Origin of the sequence: Rhizobium sp. N621 (genome assembly GCF_001664325.1) — a bacterium.
Classification (GTDB): Bacteria; Pseudomonadota; Alphaproteobacteria; order Rhizobiales; family Rhizobiaceae; genus Rhizobium; species Rhizobium esperanzae.
Genome location: NZ_CP013496.1, coordinates 1 through 16,494, shown reverse-complemented (window position 1 = coordinate 16,494; position 16,494 = coordinate 1). Strand labels below are relative to the sequence as shown.

Here is a 16,494-nt window from a genome sequence, read left to right as displayed (position 1 = left end):
TCCCTGAACCTCGGTAAAGCCGCTTCTTGTCACTCACCGCCACGCGGATGGCTCAACCGGCAGAATCACGAAAACAATTATCTTCATAGTCTATAAATATAGTTTGTTATTCCTCCCGCCAGCCCCATATCAACCATTACCCTTTTGCAGGTGAGATCAAGGGGCCGGGTGGCCCTCGAACAAAGGGGCTCAAGATGAATTTCAGAAATTTGCTTGCCGCAATCGCCGTCGGCGTCGGCACTCTCGCAACGGCGATCGCCGCTGAGGCGGCGGACAAGAAGGTCGTCGTCGGCTATCAAACCGACGCCCTGCCGTCTTCCGTGGCAATCGCCAACGGCGAATTCGCCAAGAAGACCGGGTATGACATCGACTTCCGCAGGTTCAATTCCGGGGCCGAGATATTCGCGGCCATCGCCTCGGGCGACGTTCAGGTCGGCTATGTCGGCTCCAGTCCGTTTGCGGCTGCGGTATCGCGCGGGCTCGAGGTGAAGGCCTTCTACCTCGCCTCCATCTCCGGCATCGATGAGGCTCTCGTCGTCCGCAACGGCTCGGGCATCGAAAGCCTCAACGATCTGAAGGGCAAGAAACTTGCCGCCGCGCCCGTCTCCACGGACCACTATCAGCTTCTAGCGCTGATCAAATCGCTTGGCCTGACCGAGAAGGACGTCCAGGTCTTCGCAATCCCCCAGCCTGAGATCGTGGCGAGCTATAACCGCGGCGATATTGACGGCGGTTTCGTCTGGGATCCGGCGCTCACCGAACTCAAGAAGAACGGCAAGGTTCTGGTGACCTCCAAGGATGTGGCGGACAAGGGCGCGCCGACATTCTCGGCCTGGGTTGCCACCTCGAAATTTGCCGGCGACAATCCGGAATTCCTGAAGGGTTTTGCCTCAGTCGTCACCAAATACTATGCATCCTTCGCCTCGGACAAGGCCGCCTGGGGTCCCGACAGCGACAACGCCAAGGCGCTCGCCAAGCTTCTCGGTGGAACGGCCGAGCAGCAGGCCTCGGCTCTGAAGAACCTGACGCTGCTCACTCCCGAGGTCCAGGCATCGGACGCCTGGCTCGGTGGCGGCGAGAAGGCGGGCGCCGGCAAGATCCTGAAGGACACGGCATCGTTCCTGAAGGAACAGGGCAAGGTGTCCGACGTGCTGGCAAATTACGGCGCCTTCGTCACCGCCGACGCGCTTACCAGCGTCAGCAACTGATCCTCCCCGATGCCGGCGCGACCATCGTCGCGCCGGCATCGAACTTGCGAGTGGCACCATGCTTAAAGTCGATCACGCCAGCGTATTCTTTGCAGCCCGGGACGGGCGGACCGTCCACGCGCTCGATCGCGTTTCCTTCGATATCCCCGAACGGGGTTTCGTCGTCGCGCTCGGCGCCTCGGGATGCGGCAAATCAACCCTTCTCAACGCGATCGCCGGTTTCCTTCCGTTGTCAGATGGCCGGATCACGCTCGATGGCCGCGCCGTCGAACGGCCGGGCGCCGATCGCGGCGTCGTCTTTCAGAAAGATGCGCTGCTGCCCTGGAAATCGGTGTCCGACAATGTCGCGCTCGGCCTGAAATTTGCCGGCGTCAACCACAAGGAGCGGCAAGCACGCGCCTTGGAACTGCTCCGGCTCGTCGGGCTTGACGAATTCGCCGGCGCCTTTCCCTACGAGCTGTCGGGCGGCATGCGCCAGCGGGTCGGCATTGCCCGGGCGCTTGCGACCAATCCTGATATCCTGCTGATGGACGAGCCTTTCGGCGCGCTCGACAGTCTGACCCGCGAGCAGATGCAGGAACTGCTGGTTTCGGTCTGGGACAAGACGGCGAAGAAGGTTTTCTTCATCACCCATTCGATCGAAGAGGCGCTGTTTCTCGGCACACAAGTCCTGGTTATGTCGCCTCGGCCAGGCCGCGTCGTGGCCCGCTTCGATCTTGATTTCATCAGACGCTTCGCGGAGACGGGCGATGCACGATCGATCAAGGCGTCGCCGCAATTTGCCGAGCTGCGTGAGGAGATCCGCGCCATTCTCCACAGCAGCGAAGATTTGAGGAGCGCCGCATGAGCGATGTAATACAGGCCTCGCCGGCTGCGGCCCACGTCCAGGATCATCAGGTCAAGCTGGTGAAAATGGCCGGCTTCGGCGCCGGCGAGAGATCAACGGTCGCCATCAGTGTTGCCACCGCGCTGGCAATCCTGCTGCTGTGGTGGCTCGTCGCTGCCCTTGGCATCGTCCCGCACCTTTTCCTGCCGCGTCCCGATGAGGTGCTGACGCAGATCGGCGTCATCTATCGCGATGGTTACGCCGGTGCATCGCTTTCTGAACACGTCGCTGCAAGTCTCTTCCGCATCGTTGTCGCGGCTCTCATCGCCATCTCCGCCGGCATTCCGCTAGGATTGCTCATGGGCCTGAACCGCTGGGCCAAAGGTGTGCTCGATGCGCCGATCGAATTCTACTGGCCGCTTCCGCCGCTCTCTTACCTGCCGCTGATGATCATCTGGCTCGGCATTGGCGAGACGTCGAAGATCACGCTGCTGGTGCTGGCGATGTTTGCGCCGATCTGCCTTTCAGCCCAGGCCGGCGTTCGTTCGCTGCCGATCGAGCGCGTCAATGCCGCCCGTTCGCTGGGTGCCAACCGGCTGCAGCTGTTCATCGATATCGTCCTGCCCTCCGCCCTGCCCGAGATCCTCACCGGCATCCGCATTGCCCTCGGCGTCGGCTGGGGCACGCTGGTCGCCGCCGAATTGATCGCCTCGACGCGCGGGATCGGCTTCATGATCATGTCGGCATCGCAGTTCCTGGCAACCGACGTCGTCTTCGTCGGCATCGGCATCATCGCGGTCTGCGCCTTCACCTTCTCGGCCGCCATCCGTTTCCTGGAGACCTACCTTGTGCCCTGGAAGGGCAAGCTCTGAGGGAATGCAAGCAATCCAAAACGTCAAAGCGCCGTGGGTCTGAAAGGACGCGCGGCGCTTAACGGCTTGGCCGCAACCTCGTTCAGGCCATGGATCGACAGGAGTTCGGCTGCGACGAGCTCCTGGAGGCGCCATAAATTGCGATCGCGAATGCCGCGTTCTTCCAGATGCTTCACCGTCAGATAGAGGTATTCGGCGCAGGAGCCCACATGTCCGCAGGCCCTGGCAAGCACGCGCGCCACCGTCTCCAACGGCAATCTGCGGGAAACGCGCTCGCCTTTCGGGCCGGCCCAAAAGACCAGCGCGCGCACGAAGCCATGTGCGGTCTCGACAGGAATCCAGCGAACCGTCGCCGCATCTTCGATCGTGCCGACCTCACGGCGGATCAAGCGTCGAATCTGGCCGAGGCGATCGTCATCGGCAAGCCTGAAGAGGATGCCATTGCAGCGTCCGCCGCGATCAAGCGCCATCATGAGGCCAGGCTGCGCCCGGCTTCCCCGCCAACGTGTCATCTTCAGGCAGAAGGACCGATGCCAACCCCTGGCTGCGCCGCGCTGCCACTCGACGGCATCGAAGTCCGGCTTCCATATCAATGATCCATAGGCGAAGACCCAGAGCGGCGCGCCGGCGGATTCCTGGAGCAGCCGCCTGGCGAACATCTCCACCTCCATCTCGGTCAGCGGTGTGCGGTGCGGCTCGGGACCGGGATCGAGCTCGGGGCGAAGGCTGAGCGACACGAGCTCGTCCGTAAGAGCCATGCTGGTTGCACTGAGCATCCGAACCTCGCTTCGCCGGATTATCACCTGCCTATGCTCGGCGATATCGGTCACGTTTCAATGCACCGTAAATCTGGCCGCATCGGCCTGGCGCCGCTGCAGGCTGCGGATCAGCATCGCGGCCTCCCTGACGATCGCCGCAAATGTCGTATCGTCGGCCTCGGCGATCCTGCCCGTCATGTCGCGGATGATCGTCGTCAAATGCATGATCGAATGGCGATGTTGCGCCTCGTCAGGCCCGATTTCGGCGTCGGCCATGGCAAGCAGCGTCTTCACCAGGCGCTCCACGGTTTGCCGGCGCCGGCTCCTGGGGTCGGCATTCGGATCTTCGCTGAGGCGCAGGAGATCGTCGATGATATCGGACATTCCGCTTCCATTCACATCGCAAAAGCCGGTCGTGCGAAAACGCTGCGCCTTCGATCGCCGGTGCGCATCTTCAAGGCATCCAGCAGCCGGTAGCCGGTTCGCCAGCGGCCAAAACCACTTGCGATATTGATGTGGCCGGCGAGGCCGATATTCCTGGTCTCCGCCTTCCACAGTCGGCCAAAAAAGGTCAGCCGATCGACCGTCATGTAGGCGTCGTTCATGCTGCCGATGACGATGCTCGGAAATGGCAGAGGCGCCGTCGGCATGCCGCCGAACGCGATATGCCCGGGATGGAGTATTTCCGTGGCCGGCAGATCGCAGGGAGCAACGAGCAATGCTCCCTTCACGCGCCGGGCAGCGCTTCGCCCGGCCAGCCGAGCGGCGAGCAGGCATCCGAGACTATGGGCGACCAGATAGGCTTCGCCAGCCTCTTCAAGCGCTTCTTCCAGTCGCGGCAACCAGCTGTCGAGGCTGGGATGATCCCAATCGTCCTGAGCGACAAAACGGCTACCCGGCTGATCCTGCAGCCAGTGCTGTTGCCAATGCCCCTCTCCCGAGCCGAACAATCCTGGGAGAATGAGGACTTCGCTCATCTGATCAGTCCGATCACCAAGGCGAAGAGGAAGGTGAAGGAACCGGCGACCGTGCAGATCCCGGCCGCATGCCTGAACTGCGACATGAGGCTTCCCGTTGCTCTTCTGGTGTCGTGCCGACGGTCGCCGGTCTCAACAGCAATCGCCATCCCGCCGCCCTCCTCAATACCAAAGTCCCGGCATCGCGCCCCAATAGTGAAGTTCGTATTCGCGCGCCGACCGTTCCTGCTCCTCGTCGCGGGTGACCGCTGCGTTTGCAGGCTTTCGCAGCTGGCGCCGAAAGCGGGCGATCGCAAACTTCAGCCAGAAATTGAAATCAAGCTTCATGCGAACCTCCTGTCAGGAACTGGTCGGTTGGGAAATCAACGAATGACGTTGCGCATTTGCTAGAAGATCGCGCAGCGATGCAGTCGGCCCGTAGAGCATCAGCAGGCGGTTTTCCTCGCGCTTGGCCAGCCGATATCGGCGAGCAAATTCAAAGACGCTCCAGATTTGCTCGCTTGATCCCTGCGGGCCTGCATCATCCATCGCTGCCTCCTGAGAACGAAGTTCGTGACGCGCCTTATTCGGCTGCCGCTACTGCCGGCCTTGCCTCTGGAAAGAAGGCTGACAATTCGCCGACCACTTCACCGATGCGGTTCGAAAGCGCATCGGAAGAGACCGCGTAATCCGCAAAATCACGGTCGGACGCATAGACGGCCGTCGGCAGCGTATGGGCCATGAAGAAACCGAATAGCGGCCGGAGCTGATGCTCGACCATCAAGGCATGCCGGTCGCCGCCGCCGGTCGCCGTAATGATGATCGGCTTCGCGCGGAGCTCCTGTGGATCGATCAGATCGATGAGGTGCTTGAAAAGGCCGGGGTAGGAGCCCTTGTAAGTCGGCGAACCGATAATCAGCACGTCGGCCCTTACGATCTCGTCGACGACTCGCCTGGCCTGCTCGTCGAGGTCCTTGCGCCACAAGGCGCCGCCCAGCGACGGACCGACATCGTGCAGATCATAGGTTTTGCTCGAAAAGCCGTATCTGATGCTGGCCCGTTCGGCGACATGCCGGACGAGCGCCAATGTCTTCGATGGGCGGTTGAAGCTGCCGGCAATGCCGACGAGTTTGAAACCTGACATGGTTTTTCCTCTCTGTGGTTGCTTCAAATATTGTCTATAAAATTACTGGATTAAAGGAATGTGCGTCTCTCCTTCGGCGCTCGATTGAAAAAACATTCGTCTTGACGTTTACGGCCTGTCGCCGTGGAGATGGCGTTCGAGGAAGGGCAGATTGTCCTGGCCCCAATAGAGTTCGCCGTCATAGACATAACTGGGAAAACCGAAGACGCCGCTGTCGCGCGCATGCACCCGGTCTGCCGACCACTTGTTCTGAACGTCGTCGTCGGCTTGGCGCCTGAGAAGCGCTGCGCCGTCGAAACCTGCTGCTGTCACGATCGCCTCGCGTATATCAGCCTTGCCGATATCCCTCGCCTCGCTCCAGAAAGCATGCTGCAGGGCGCGGGCAATGCCAATCCAATCCTGCCCGTCGAGATAGGCGGCGATCACGAAGAGGGATGCCGGCGTCGGATCGCTGAGCTCCGGCCGATGCTCCAGCCGCAATTCCTTGCCACGCACGCGCGCCCAGCGTTTGAGGTCGCGCGTCCAATAAGCACGACGGATCTCCGGGCGGTTGCGCGAGAAGATGCCGCCATTCTCCTCGACCACGGTCGTCAGATAGGGCGTGACGACGACGTCGTTCTTCGCCGCCAGTTCGGTAAAGGCGTCGAAGCCGATGTGGGACCAGGGCGAGCCGATCGAAAAGAAATATTCCACCGATTTGGTCACTGACGAATGTTCCTCCTGAGATGATTGTTTGATGGCGAATGGGACGTTGTCTGCCGACGGCCAATCAGGAAGCGGCCCGAATTCCCGGCTGCGCTTTCCATCCGAGCTCCGGGGCGATTCTGGTGGCGAAGTCGTGGAGGATCTGGCGATATTCCTCGTGCTCGAACTCGTAAGGGAGCTCCAGCCGCAACTCGCTGACCTCGGGCAGGATCGGATCGGCGAAAAGCCGCTCCAATATTTCCTCCGATGTGCCGACGATATCGCGGGCAAACAAGGTGCGCCGCTCGCCCTGTGGCGAAAGCGTCCGCTGATGCCGGCCGTCGGCATAATCGCGGTAGCGGCGGCGCGTTGGCGCATCGGCGCTGTCGAAAGGCACGATGACGCGGCCGAGCGCGACGCGGCGCTGCGTTCCTGAGTCGCGATAGGTTTCAATCAGCCTGGATTGGGCAACAAAGAAATCGTCGGTCCCCTCCCCCGTTATCACATTGCCCGTCAGCAGGTTGAAGCCGTTGCGGCCAGCCCAGCCGGCCGAGCGCTGCGATCCGCCGCCATACCAGATCCGCTCAATCAGACCTTTGGCATAGGGCTGCAGGCGCGGCCGCTGCGGGCCGAAGGGTGTCTTGATGAAGGTCGCGTCGTCGCCGAGATAGGCACCGCGCAGATTGTCGGCAAATCGCAGCACGCGATCATGCGAGAAATCGTAACGCGTCCAGTCGCCGTCGAAGGCGAGCGGACCGATCAGCTCGGCATGCAGCGGCCGGCCGGCGCTGACGCCGATATTCAGCCGCCCGCGCGAGAGAACATCGACCGTCGCAAGGTCCTCGGCCAGCCGATACGGGCTTTCATAACCGATCGGAATGACTGCCGTTCCGAGCTCGATCCGACTGGTGCGCTGGGTGGCCGCCGCCAGAAAGGCGCTGGCGGACGAGATCCCCGGCTCCAGGTGACGCTGGCGGACCCAGGCGCTGTCGAAGCCAAGCGCCTCGCCATAGTGCAGTTGCTGGAGCGTCTGCTCCAATCCCGACAAGGGATCATCATCGGAATAGTTGCCGGGCGTGAGGAAGCCGATATGGCTGATGGATATATTGCCGCCGCTCATGACCTGCTTCCCGCAATCAATATTTCGGCAGGCCGGGCGGATTGGTCTCGGATGCCGGGAGAGCTTCCTCGGAAAGATGCCAGTGAGCGAGAATCCTCGCATAGGTGCCATCCTTGACCAGGCCATTGGTGGCGATAGTCAGCGCATCGGCGAGCCCGCTTCCCTTGCGGGTGGCGATGGCGACGTCCGATCGATCCGGCCAGCCGGCGCTCAGCGTGCCCACCCGCTTGATGTTCTTGTCACGCGCCGCGATGAAAACGAGCTGTGCGTGCGGCTGAACGATGACATCGGCGCGACCGGAACGCAGCGCAAGAAGGCTCGCCGCCTCGTCGTCATAATATTGCAGTTCGATCGGCTTCAGGCCCGCGGCGACGTCCTCTTCGCTCCACTTCACCAGGATACGCTCCTGGTTGGTGCCGGCGCCGACGATGATCCTCAGGCCCGCCGCATCCTTCGGCTCCTTGATCGAGGTGATGGGATTGTCAGATTTCACGAAGAAACCGTGCAGGCCCTGGCGATAGGTGGAGAAATCGAACTTCTCCTTGCGCTGCTCGGTCACGCCGACATTGGAGATGACGGCATCATATTTGCCCGATGTGAGCCCGAGCGGCCAGTCGATCCAGGCGACCGGCACGATCTCCAGCGTCAGGCCGAGGCTGTCGGCGATCGCATAGGCATAATCGGGATCGGCGCCGACCACGGTCTTGGCATCGGTGGCGTAAGTGGCAAGCGGCGGGCCGCCGGGACTGACAGCGATGGTGAACTTACCTGGCGTCACGAACTTGAAATCCTTGGGGATTGCAGTGATCGCCGCATTGTTCCTGGCTGCATGAAGCCTGCCCGGCTGCTGCGGGCTCAGGTCGAAATCATCGGCCGCATGGGCTGCACTGAGGCCAGTCAAGGCTGCCGTCAGCGCCGCGAAGAAAAAGCTGCGGATATCAAGAAAACTCGCCACGTTCGATATGTCTCCGTTTGCAGTGAAAGGCAGGGACGGGCCGGCTCGAATGGCCGCCCGTCCCATAAACATTACGAACCGCTCTTCGGCAGGCCGGGCGGGTTGGTCTGGGCCTTGTCGATCGCCTCGGGACCGAGATTCCAGGCGTCGAGGATCTTCTTGTAGGCGCCGCTGGCAATCAGGTCGTTGACGACATTGGTGACGGGCGCCGCCAGGCCGCTGCCCTTGCGCGTGGTGACGGCGATCTCGGCCGTGATCGGCCAGCCGCCGCTGACGGTGCCGACGAGTTTGGTCTTGCCGTTGATTCCCGCCGCATAGGCCTGGGTGGCGTTGACGCTGAAGACCGCATCGGCCCTGCCGGACTGCACGGCGAGGTCCTTCACCGCATCGTCGTCGTAATACTGCACCTCGATCGGCTTGAGGCCGGCCGCAACATTCCGCCGGTCCCATTCCAGCAGGATCTTCTCCTGATTGGTGCCGGCATCGGTGATGACCTTCAGGCCGGCAATGTCCTTTGGCTCCTTGATCGACGTGATCGGGTTGTCGGCCCTGACGTAGAAACCGAGCTCATCCTTGCGGTAGGTCGAGAAATCGAACTTTTCCTTGCGCTCTTCCGTGACAGTCACGTTCGAGATCACCGCGTCGAACTTGCCGGAGGTGAGCCCCAGCGGCCAGTCGGCCCAGGCAACGGAAACGAGGTTGAGCTTCAGGCCCAGACTGTCGGCGATCGCCTGCGCCAGATCGACGTCATAACCGATGACCGTCTTGGAATCGGAGGCATAGTCGTGCAGCGGCAGATTGCCGCTGGAACTGATGCCGACGGTGAAAACACCGTTCTCGACGAACTTGAAGTCCTTGATTTCAGCGATGCGTTTCTCGTTCTTTTCCACCCGCAGCCGGTTCGGCTGTTCGGGGCTGAGATCGAACTTCTGCTGCGCCTGAGCGGAACCGAAACCGATCGCGCCAATAGCGACGGCTCCCGCTATGAGAAGCCTTACCCTATCTGTAAATGCCATGCCCCTTCTCCATTTCGTCTTAAGGTTGTGGTTGTTGTCATACGACCGGAGCAGCCCGTCGCGGCCCGGCATTTCACCAGCGCTGTCCGCGCTAGAGAACCTTGGCGAGGAATTCGCGCGTTCGAGGATGCTCCGCTTGCGTGAAGATCCGGGCCGGCGGACCGGCCTCCAGAATGCGGCCACTTTCCATGAAAACAACCGTATCGGCGACTTCGCGGGCAAAGCCGATTTCGTGGGTAACGATGACGAGGGTCGTTCCGGTGCGGGCGAGCTCCTTGATGACGTCGAGCACCTCGCCGACGAGTTCCGGATCGAGTGCGGATGTCGGCTCGTCGAAAAGCAGAACCTTGGGGCGAAGCGCCAGCGCCCGGGCGATCGCCACACGCTGCTGCTGGCCGCCGGAGAGCTGGCGCGGATAGGCATTGATCTTGTCGCTGAGACCGACGCGTGCCAGCAGTTCCTGCGCCAGCTGCACGGCCTCCTCGCGGCCGACGCCGCGAACCTGGATCGGCGCTTCGATGAGGTTTTCGAGCACGGTCAGATGCGGGAAGAGATTGAAGCTCTGGAAGACCATGCCGATATCGGCGCGGCGTTTGAGGATCTCCTTCTCCTTGAGCTCATAGAGCGTGTCGCCCTTCCTGCTATAGCCGACGAAATCGCCGTCGATGGAGATGAAGCCGTCGTCGACACGCTCCAGATGATTGATTGATCGCAGCAGCGTCGACTTGCCCGAACCGGAGGGGCCAAGAATGGCGGTCACGCTGCCGGCCGGCAGGTTGAGCTCGACGTCGTCGAGCACCTTCAGCGAGCCGAAGCTCTTCGAGATGCCGTGAATGCGAACCGCACCGCCTGTCCGGAGCGCCCTCGCATCATGGAAACCAAGATTGCGTACTTTATCGGTCGTGCTATCGAGAACCGGCAGCGGGCGGCGGAAGCGTTGGAACAATGCCTGGAAAGGCAGCGGTGCCGGATTGCGCACGGCGCCCCGGGAGAAATAGCGCTCGATATAGTGCTGGGCGACCGAAAGCACGGTCATGATGATGAGATACCAGACCGTCGCGACCATCAGCAGCGGAATGACCTCGAGATTGCGGCGGTAGATCACCTGGACGGTGTAGAATAGCTCCGGCAGCGCCAGCACATAGACGACGGACGTGCTTTTCGCCAATCCGATGAGCTCGTTGAACCCGGTCGGCAGGATGGAGCGCATCGCCTGCGGCAGCACGATGCGGAAGGCCTGGCGACGGCGCGGCAGACCGAGCGCGGCGGCCGCCTCCAGCTGTCCATGATCGACGGAAAGAATGCCGCCGCGGACGATCTCGGCGAAGAAGGCCGATTGGTTGAGCGTGAGGCCGAGATAGGCAGCGGCGAAAGGCGTCAGCAACTGCACGGTGGGATAGTCGAACAAGACCGTGTCGGTGAACGGGACGCCGATCCTGATCGTTTCATAGAGATAGCCGAGATTGTTCAATATCAGCAGCAGCACGATTATCGGGATCGAGCGCAGCAGCCAGATATAGCCCCAGGAAAGACCCGATAGCAGCGGCGACCTGGAGACGCGGGCGAGCGCCAGGGCTGTTCCGAGGATGGAACCCGATATGGCGGCAAGCGCGGTCAGCAGCAGTGTCCGGCCGAGGCCGACGAGCACCGGCTCGGCGAAGAACCATTCGGCAAAGACGTTCCAACCCCAGCGCGGATTGGTGAAGGTGGAATAGAGCATGGCGACGATGACGACGGCCGCGAATAACGTGCCCGCCAACCGCTCGGGATGGCGCGCCGGCACGATGCGGTAACGGGAATAGTCCTGCTTCGGTTCTGCCGTCCTGCTGCCGGGCTCGATGCCCGCGAAATCCGTCGTCAGTGCCATTCTTGCTTCCCTTTTATAATTATCGTCGTGTCGATTTCAGAGATTTGCGCCGGCCACGCGCAGGCGCGGTTCGGCCGCCTCCGTTCCGAAGACCGGCGGAACGAGATGGGTGATGTCCTTCTCGAAGGGCAGGCTCTTGTAGATCTCGGGATCGGCTGAGGTGTCGAAGAGAGCGGTGTAGCCGTAGTTCAGATAGAGGCCGACAGCCTCGGGCTGGCGGAAACCGGTCGTCAGATAGATCCTCGTATAACCTTGCCGGCCAGCCTGACCTTCCAGCTCCACCAGCACCTTGCGGGCAAGGCCCTGGCGGCGCAGGTCCGAGCGTGTCCAGATGCGTTTGAACTCGGCCGTGCAATCGTCGTAATGCTTGAAAGCGCCCCCACCGATGGTTTCGCCATTGCGGATCAGCAGCAGAAAATTGCCGTGAGGCGGCGCGAAAGCTTCGGGGGGATAGCGATTCAATTCGGCTGCAGCGCCTTCGGCATTGAAATAGGTGCCGTAGCGGCTGTCATATTCGTGGATCAGCTCATCGATCAACGGCTTGGCGCGGGGATCGAGGGGGCTCGTATAGAAAAACGTATCGCTCATATCGTTCATCACCCGTTGTCTTCAGTGAGGAATGCTTCCGCGAGCCGGACCCAGTAGCGGGCGGCCGGCGCGATGATCGCGTCGTTGAAATCGTAATGGGCGCTGTGGAGGGGCGCACTGTCGCCGTTGCCCACGAAGAGGTAGCTGCCGGGATTGGCCTGCAGCATGAAGGCGAAATCCTCGCTTGCGGTTCTCGGGCGGAAATCCTTCTCGATCGCGGCGAGGCCGAGCGCGTCGTAAGCGACATCGCGGGCAAAGGCCGTTTCCTTGGCGTGGTTGACCAGCGCCGGAAAACCGAGCCGGTAGTTCACGTCCGCCTCGGCGCCGAAGCTTTCGGCCTGGGCGCGGGCAAGGGCCGGAATGCGCTCTTGCAGCAGCCGGCGAACCTCCTCGCTGAAGGCCCGCATGGTGAGTTTCATCTCGACGCTCTCGGGGATGACATTCGAGGCGGAGCCGGCATGGATCGAGCCGACGGTGGCGACCGCCATATCCTGTGGATCGACATTGCGGGAGACGACGCTCTGCAATGCGGTGATGAAGGAAGCCGAAGCCAGCACCGGATCGACGGCGCGGTGCGGCTCGGCGCCGTGGCCGCCCTTACCAACGATCCTGATGGAGGCCTGGTCGACAGACGCCATGGCCGGACCGGTGACGAAGCCGAACTGGCCCGCCGGCACGCCCGGCCAGTTGTGCAGGCCGAAGACTGCATCGACGGGAAAGCGCTCGAATAGACCTTCCGAGATCATCTTGCGCGCGCCGGCGCCGATTTCCTCGGCGGGCTGGAAGATCAGCCTGAGCGTGCCGCTGAAATTGCCGCTTTCGGCGAGATAACGGGCGGCGGCAAGCAGGATCGCGGTATGCCCGTCATGGCCGCAGGCATGCATGACGCCGGGATTGCTGCTGGCATAGGCAAGGTCGCTCGCCTCCTCGATCGGCAGCGCGTCTATGTCGGCGCGGATACCGATCCGTTTCCGGCCTTCGCCGCGTCTGAGGGTGGCGACGATGCCGGTGCCGGCAATGCCCGTCGCCACCTCATAGCCCCAGGAGGAAAGGCGGGACGCCACTAGCTTGCTGGTCCTGAGTTCCTGGAAGGCCAGCTCAGGATATTGGTGCAGGTCGCGGCGAAGCGCGATGATCTCATCGAGATAGGCGGCGATGCCCTTCTCGATCGGATCGTTGCTGCGCGGGTTCTGAGCGATGGTGTCCATGGCGGTTCGCTCGGCGCCTCAGGCGCCGACAGCCCTTCCCTGCTCGACCTGATCGGCGCCGGCCGCATGCCGGCTTTCCCGGAAGGGAAGGCCCAGATGATCGCGCAGCGTCTCGCCCTTGAGGACCGGATCGAAATAGCCGCGCGCGGTCAGGATCGGCAGGACGTGCTCGGCGAAGTCGTCGAAGCCTTCGGCGATGACGGGGAAGCCGAGAATGAAGCCATCGGCGGCGCCATGATCAACCCAGCGGATGATCTCGTCGGCAATATGCTCCGCCGTGCCGATGAAGGCGGTGCGCGGCGTCGCGGAATCGAGCGCGACCTGGCGAAGTGTCAGCCCCTTCTCGCGCGCCGTCCTCTTGATGCGGTCGGTGGTGGCGCGGAAATTGTTCCTGCCGATATCGCCAATGTCAGGGAAAGGCGCATCGAGCGGGTAGACGCCGAAATCATGATGATCGAAGAAGCGGCCGAGATAGAGGAGCGCCTCCTCGATCGTGACGAGATTGCGGATCGCCTGATACTTGGCTTCCGCTTCCTCAGCCGTTTTGCCGACGATCGGGCCGATGCCCGGATAAACGCCGACTTCCGCGGCTGGCCGCCCGTGAGCAATGACGCTATCCTTGAGCTGACGATAGAAGCCTCGCGCCTCTTCGAACGGCCCGCCATTGGTGAAGACGGCGTCGGCATGCTTGCCGGCAAGCCTGATGCCGGAGTCCGAAGCGCCCGCCTGGAAGACCACCGGCTGACCCTGCCTCGATCGGCCGATATTGAGCGGTCCCTCGATACGGAAGAAGCGGCCTTTATGGTTGAGGCGATGCATCTTCGCTTTGTCGACAAAAACGCCGGTCTCGCGATTGCGCACGAAAGCGTCATCGTCCCAGGAATCCCAGAGACCCTTGATTGCGTCGATATAATCCTCAGCAATCTCGTAGCGCAGCTCGTGCTCGGGATGTTCACGGCTGTAATTTCGCCCCGAACCCTCGAGCGGCGAGGTCACCGCATTCCACCCTGCCCTGCCGCCGCTGATGAGATCGATCGTGGCAAACTGGCGGGCAATGGTGAAAGGATCGCTGTAGGAAGTCGAGACCGTGCCGACGAGGCCGATCTTCGAGGTTGAAGCCGCCAGCGCCGAGAGAATGGCGATCGGCTCGAACCGGTTGAGGAAATGCGGGATCGACTGCTCGTTGATATAAAGCCCGTCCGCGACAAAGGCGAAAGCGATGCCGGCCGCCTCCGCCTTGCGCGCCGTCGTCACGAAGAAATCGAAATTGACGCTGGCATCGGCCGGTCCGCTCGGATGTTTCCAGGCATTCATATGGCCGCCGGGACCTTGCAGCATGATGCCGAATGTGACGTGTTTCTGAGCCATGGGATCGATCCTCCTTGGAAAGGTCAGGCGACGAGGGAAAGGCGCTCGGCGGCGAGCAGCTCGATGGAGGCAAGGCGGTCGGCGGTTGAAAGCGCCGGCGTGTCGAGCACGAATTCCTTGACGCCGTGGCGGCGGTGGAGCTCGTCCAGTTCCTTGCGGATCTGCTTTGCAGTGCCGTGCAGCACGCTCGGCACCTTCTCCTCGATGCGGTAATCGGTGACGCCGGCCTGCCGGGCAAATTCGGCTGCCTGCTCTTCGCTGCCGACGTTGACGGTCTGACCGTCCGGCAGGAACACCTTGACGATCCTAAGCTTACCGACACGCTCACGGGCATACTCCTCGCTTTCGGCGGCGAAGGCCGCGAGTGCCAGGCTGGGACGCTTGCCGCCCGAGGCCCGTTCATAGGCTTCGAAGGTCTTGCTCAGATTGTCGGGATCGCCATTCAGATGGCCGGCGAAGACGAGCTCCCACCCCTTCTCGGCCGCCAGTTCGGCGCTCTCGACGCTGGCGCCGAGCAAGAAACGCTCCGGAGCCGTCGGCGGGAAAGGAGTCGCCTGGGCACCGTCGTAATTAGGATCGGCCGCGAGATAGGTGTTGAGATCGGAAAGCTGGCTCGCAAAATCCGGCTTCCTCACCGGATCGACGGCAAGTTGCAAGGCGCGCGTCGACAGCGGAAAGCCGCCCGGCGCCTTGCCGACGCCGAGGTCGACGCGGCCCGGCGCAAGCGATGCCAGGAGATTGAAGGTCTCGGCAACCTTGTAGGCGCTGTAGTGCTGCAGCATGACGCCGCCGGAGCCGACCCGGATCCTCGATGTCTTGGCGAGAAGATAGGCTATCAGCGCCTCCGGCGCGGAACTCGCCAGGTTGGACATGTTGTGATGTTCGGCGACCCAGAAACGGTGATAACCGAGTTCCTCGGCCCGGGCGGCAATCTTTACCGTCGCCCGCAACGCGTCGGCGGCGGAGAGGCCCTGTTCGATCGGGCTTTTGTCGAGAAGGCTGAGGAGGTAGGTCATGGCGCCACGATCCGCTCAGTGGTTGCAATATTTAATCTATAAAATCAGTAGACAAATATCATGATAAGAAATGACATTCTCTTTCGCGGACAATGAGAGGAAAAAAGCAGCCGCAGCTGCGACGGAAATTCAGATGCCGGGAATGCGGGCGGGCATGCGCATGGATCTTTCAATCGACCATTTAATGATCTATATTCTGGTCAACATGGAGTAGCCGCATGAAGCTGTCAGAACAGGTCAAGCCGATCAGCTATCTCAAGGCACATGCGCCCGAGATCATCCGGACGCTGAAGGACAATCCGCAGCCCGTCGTCATTACCCTTCACGGCGAGGCAAAGGCGATCCTTCAGGATGTCGGCCAATATGAAGAAACGCAGGAAACGCTGGCGCTGCTGAAGGTGCTGGCGCTCACCAATCGACAGGTCGAGGAAGGCAAGCTGCGTCCTGCATCGGAATCCTTCGCGCGCATCCGCAAACATCTGGCCGACGACCAGTCCTGATGCGCTATCGTGTTCTTCTTGCCGAGGACGCGGAACGCGACGTCGAGGATCTCTATCGTTTCATTGCCGCCCGCGACGGCGCCGAGACGGCAGAGCGCATCCTGACGGAAATCGAAAGCGCCTGCGCCGATCTCGAAGAATTCCCGGCCCGCGGAAATATTCCGAAGGAACTGGCCAGCATCGGTATCTCCGAATACCGCGAACTGCACCATAAGCCCTGGCGCATGATCTACCGTATCATCGGCACCGACGTCGTCGTCTACTGCGTGGCGGACGGCCGTCGCGACATGCAGGCCTTCCTGGAACGAAGGCTGATCCGCTAAAGCGCGTCGCGATCTTTCAGATTCGCTCCCTACGCTTTAGCTCTTTGTTTTTACGCATGTCGTTGCCGCAAAACCGCTGCACACT

General features: G+C 61.8%; 22 protein-coding genes. 6 read left to right on the top strand and 16 right to left on the bottom strand.

Annotated features, from left to right (window positions below; all coding sequences use genetic code 11):
* The first annotated feature begins 194 nt into the window (after positions 1–194).
* From tauA to AMK00_RS21275, 3 genes are read left to right on the top strand one after another with little or no spacing between them, the layout of a single operon-like run.
* Positions 195–1,208: a taurine ABC transporter substrate-binding protein gene (tauA, locus tag AMK00_RS21285; protein WP_011427646.1), complete on the top strand. Its 1,014-nt coding sequence runs from the start codon at positions 195–197 to the stop codon at positions 1,206–1,208.
* 58 nt (positions 1,209–1,266) lie between these two features.
* Positions 1,267–2,055: a taurine ABC transporter ATP-binding protein gene (locus AMK00_RS21280; protein ID WP_064811803.1), complete on the top strand. Its 789-nt coding sequence runs from the start codon at positions 1,267–1,269 to the stop codon at positions 2,053–2,055.
* Positions 2,052–2,906: an ABC transporter permease subunit gene (locus AMK00_RS21275; protein WP_064811802.1), complete on the top strand. Its 855-nt coding sequence runs from the start codon at positions 2,052–2,054 to the stop codon at positions 2,904–2,906. The genes AMK00_RS21280 and AMK00_RS21275 overlap by 4 nt, the downstream gene beginning before the upstream one ends.
* Before the next feature lie 23 nt (positions 2,907–2,929).
* Here AMK00_RS21275 and AMK00_RS21270 read toward each other — a convergent pair whose 3' ends face one another.
* From AMK00_RS21270 to AMK00_RS21200, 16 genes are all read right to left on the bottom strand, one after another.
* Positions 2,930–3,736: a gamma-glutamylcyclotransferase gene (locus AMK00_RS21270; protein ID WP_064811801.1), complete on the bottom strand. Its 807-nt coding sequence runs from the start codon at positions 3,734–3,736 to the stop codon at positions 2,930–2,932.
* 3 nt (positions 3,737–3,739) lie between these two features.
* Entirely contained in the window at positions 3,740–4,048 is a 309-nt protein-coding gene (locus AMK00_RS21265) for a hypothetical protein (protein WP_064811800.1), read from the bottom strand.
* A gap of 11 nt (positions 4,049–4,059) precedes the next feature.
* Positions 4,060–4,641 carry an RBBP9/YdeN family alpha/beta hydrolase gene (locus AMK00_RS21260; protein ID WP_016736940.1) on the bottom strand — a complete coding sequence of 194 codons (582 nt, stop codon included), beginning with the start codon at positions 4,639–4,641 and terminating at the stop codon, positions 4,060–4,062.
* A complete protein-coding gene (locus AMK00_RS32670; protein WP_016736942.1) occupies positions 4,638–4,790 on the bottom strand; it encodes a hypothetical protein in 153 nt (50 codons plus the stop codon). Before AMK00_RS32670 ends, AMK00_RS21260 begins: the two co-directional genes overlap by 4 nt.
* 13 nt (positions 4,791–4,803) lie before the next feature.
* Entirely contained in the window at positions 4,804–4,968 is a 165-nt protein-coding gene (locus AMK00_RS32665) for a hypothetical protein (RefSeq protein ID WP_164517818.1), read from the bottom strand.
* 12 nt (positions 4,969–4,980) lie between these two features.
* On the bottom strand, positions 4,981–5,169 hold the full coding sequence (locus AMK00_RS21255; RefSeq protein ID WP_064811799.1) for a hypothetical protein: 189 nt from the start codon (positions 5,167–5,169) through the stop codon (positions 4,981–4,983).
* Positions 5,170–5,203: 34 nt separating this feature from the next.
* On the bottom strand, positions 5,204–5,764 hold the full coding sequence (gene msuE / locus AMK00_RS21250) for an FMN reductase (RefSeq protein ID WP_064811798.1): 561 nt from the start codon (positions 5,762–5,764) through the stop codon (positions 5,204–5,206).
* Between the two features lie 108 nt (positions 5,765–5,872).
* Positions 5,873–6,469 carry a 2-hydroxychromene-2-carboxylate isomerase gene (locus AMK00_RS21245; RefSeq protein ID WP_064811797.1) on the bottom strand — a complete coding sequence of 199 codons (597 nt, stop codon included), beginning with the start codon at positions 6,467–6,469 and terminating at the stop codon, positions 5,873–5,875.
* Between the two features lie 64 nt (positions 6,470–6,533).
* Entirely contained in the window at positions 6,534–7,568 is a 1,035-nt protein-coding gene (locus tag AMK00_RS21240) for an LLM class flavin-dependent oxidoreductase (protein WP_064811796.1), read from the bottom strand.
* 16 nt (positions 7,569–7,584) lie between these two features.
* A complete protein-coding gene (locus AMK00_RS21235; RefSeq protein ID WP_064811795.1) occupies positions 7,585–8,523 on the bottom strand; it encodes an ABC transporter substrate-binding protein in 939 nt (312 codons plus the stop codon).
* Positions 8,524–8,594: 71 nt separating this feature from the next.
* Complete coding sequence (locus AMK00_RS21230; protein ID WP_064811794.1) at positions 8,595–9,539, bottom strand: ABC transporter substrate-binding protein; 945 nt, start codon at positions 9,537–9,539, stop codon at positions 8,595–8,597.
* A gap of 91 nt (positions 9,540–9,630) precedes the next feature.
* Complete coding sequence (locus AMK00_RS33530; RefSeq protein WP_082240365.1) at positions 9,631–11,406, bottom strand: amino acid ABC transporter permease/ATP-binding protein; 1,776 nt, start codon at positions 11,404–11,406, stop codon at positions 9,631–9,633.
* Between the two features lie 36 nt (positions 11,407–11,442).
* Positions 11,443–12,006, bottom strand: coding sequence for a GNAT family N-acetyltransferase (locus AMK00_RS21215; RefSeq protein ID WP_064811793.1), 564 nt, complete (start codon positions 12,004–12,006; stop codon positions 11,443–11,445).
* Complete coding sequence (locus tag AMK00_RS21210) at positions 12,003–13,202, bottom strand: M20 aminoacylase family protein (RefSeq protein WP_064811792.1); 1,200 nt, start codon at positions 13,200–13,202, stop codon at positions 12,003–12,005. Before AMK00_RS21210 ends, AMK00_RS21215 begins: the two co-directional genes overlap by 4 nt.
* Before the next feature lie 18 nt (positions 13,203–13,220).
* On the bottom strand, positions 13,221–14,570 hold the full coding sequence (locus AMK00_RS21205) for an LLM class flavin-dependent oxidoreductase (RefSeq protein WP_064811791.1): 1,350 nt from the start codon (positions 14,568–14,570) through the stop codon (positions 13,221–13,223).
* Between the two features lie 23 nt (positions 14,571–14,593).
* Positions 14,594–15,586 carry an LLM class flavin-dependent oxidoreductase gene (locus tag AMK00_RS21200; protein WP_064811790.1) on the bottom strand — a complete coding sequence of 331 codons (993 nt, stop codon included), beginning with the start codon at positions 15,584–15,586 and terminating at the stop codon, positions 14,594–14,596.
* A 70-nt stretch (positions 15,587–15,656) separates the two neighbouring features.
* On the opposite strand from AMK00_RS21200, the gene AMK00_RS32660 reads away from it, so the two are divergent.
* From AMK00_RS32660 to AMK00_RS21190, 3 genes are read left to right on the top strand one after another with little or no spacing between them, the layout of a single operon-like run.
* Positions 15,657–15,800 carry a hypothetical protein gene (locus AMK00_RS32660; RefSeq protein ID WP_167377209.1) on the top strand — a complete coding sequence of 48 codons (144 nt, stop codon included), beginning with the start codon at positions 15,657–15,659 and terminating at the stop codon, positions 15,798–15,800.
* A 4-nt stretch (positions 15,801–15,804) separates the two neighbouring features.
* Entirely contained in the window at positions 15,805–16,086 is a 282-nt protein-coding gene (locus AMK00_RS21195; RefSeq protein ID WP_064811789.1) for a type II toxin-antitoxin system Phd/YefM family antitoxin, read from the top strand.
* Positions 16,086–16,409 carry a type II toxin-antitoxin system RelE/ParE family toxin gene (locus AMK00_RS21190; protein ID WP_016736955.1) on the top strand — a complete coding sequence of 108 codons (324 nt, stop codon included), beginning with the start codon at positions 16,086–16,088 and terminating at the stop codon, positions 16,407–16,409. Before AMK00_RS21195 ends, AMK00_RS21190 begins: the two co-directional genes overlap by 1 nt.
* Positions 16,410–16,494 lie beyond the last annotated feature (85 nt).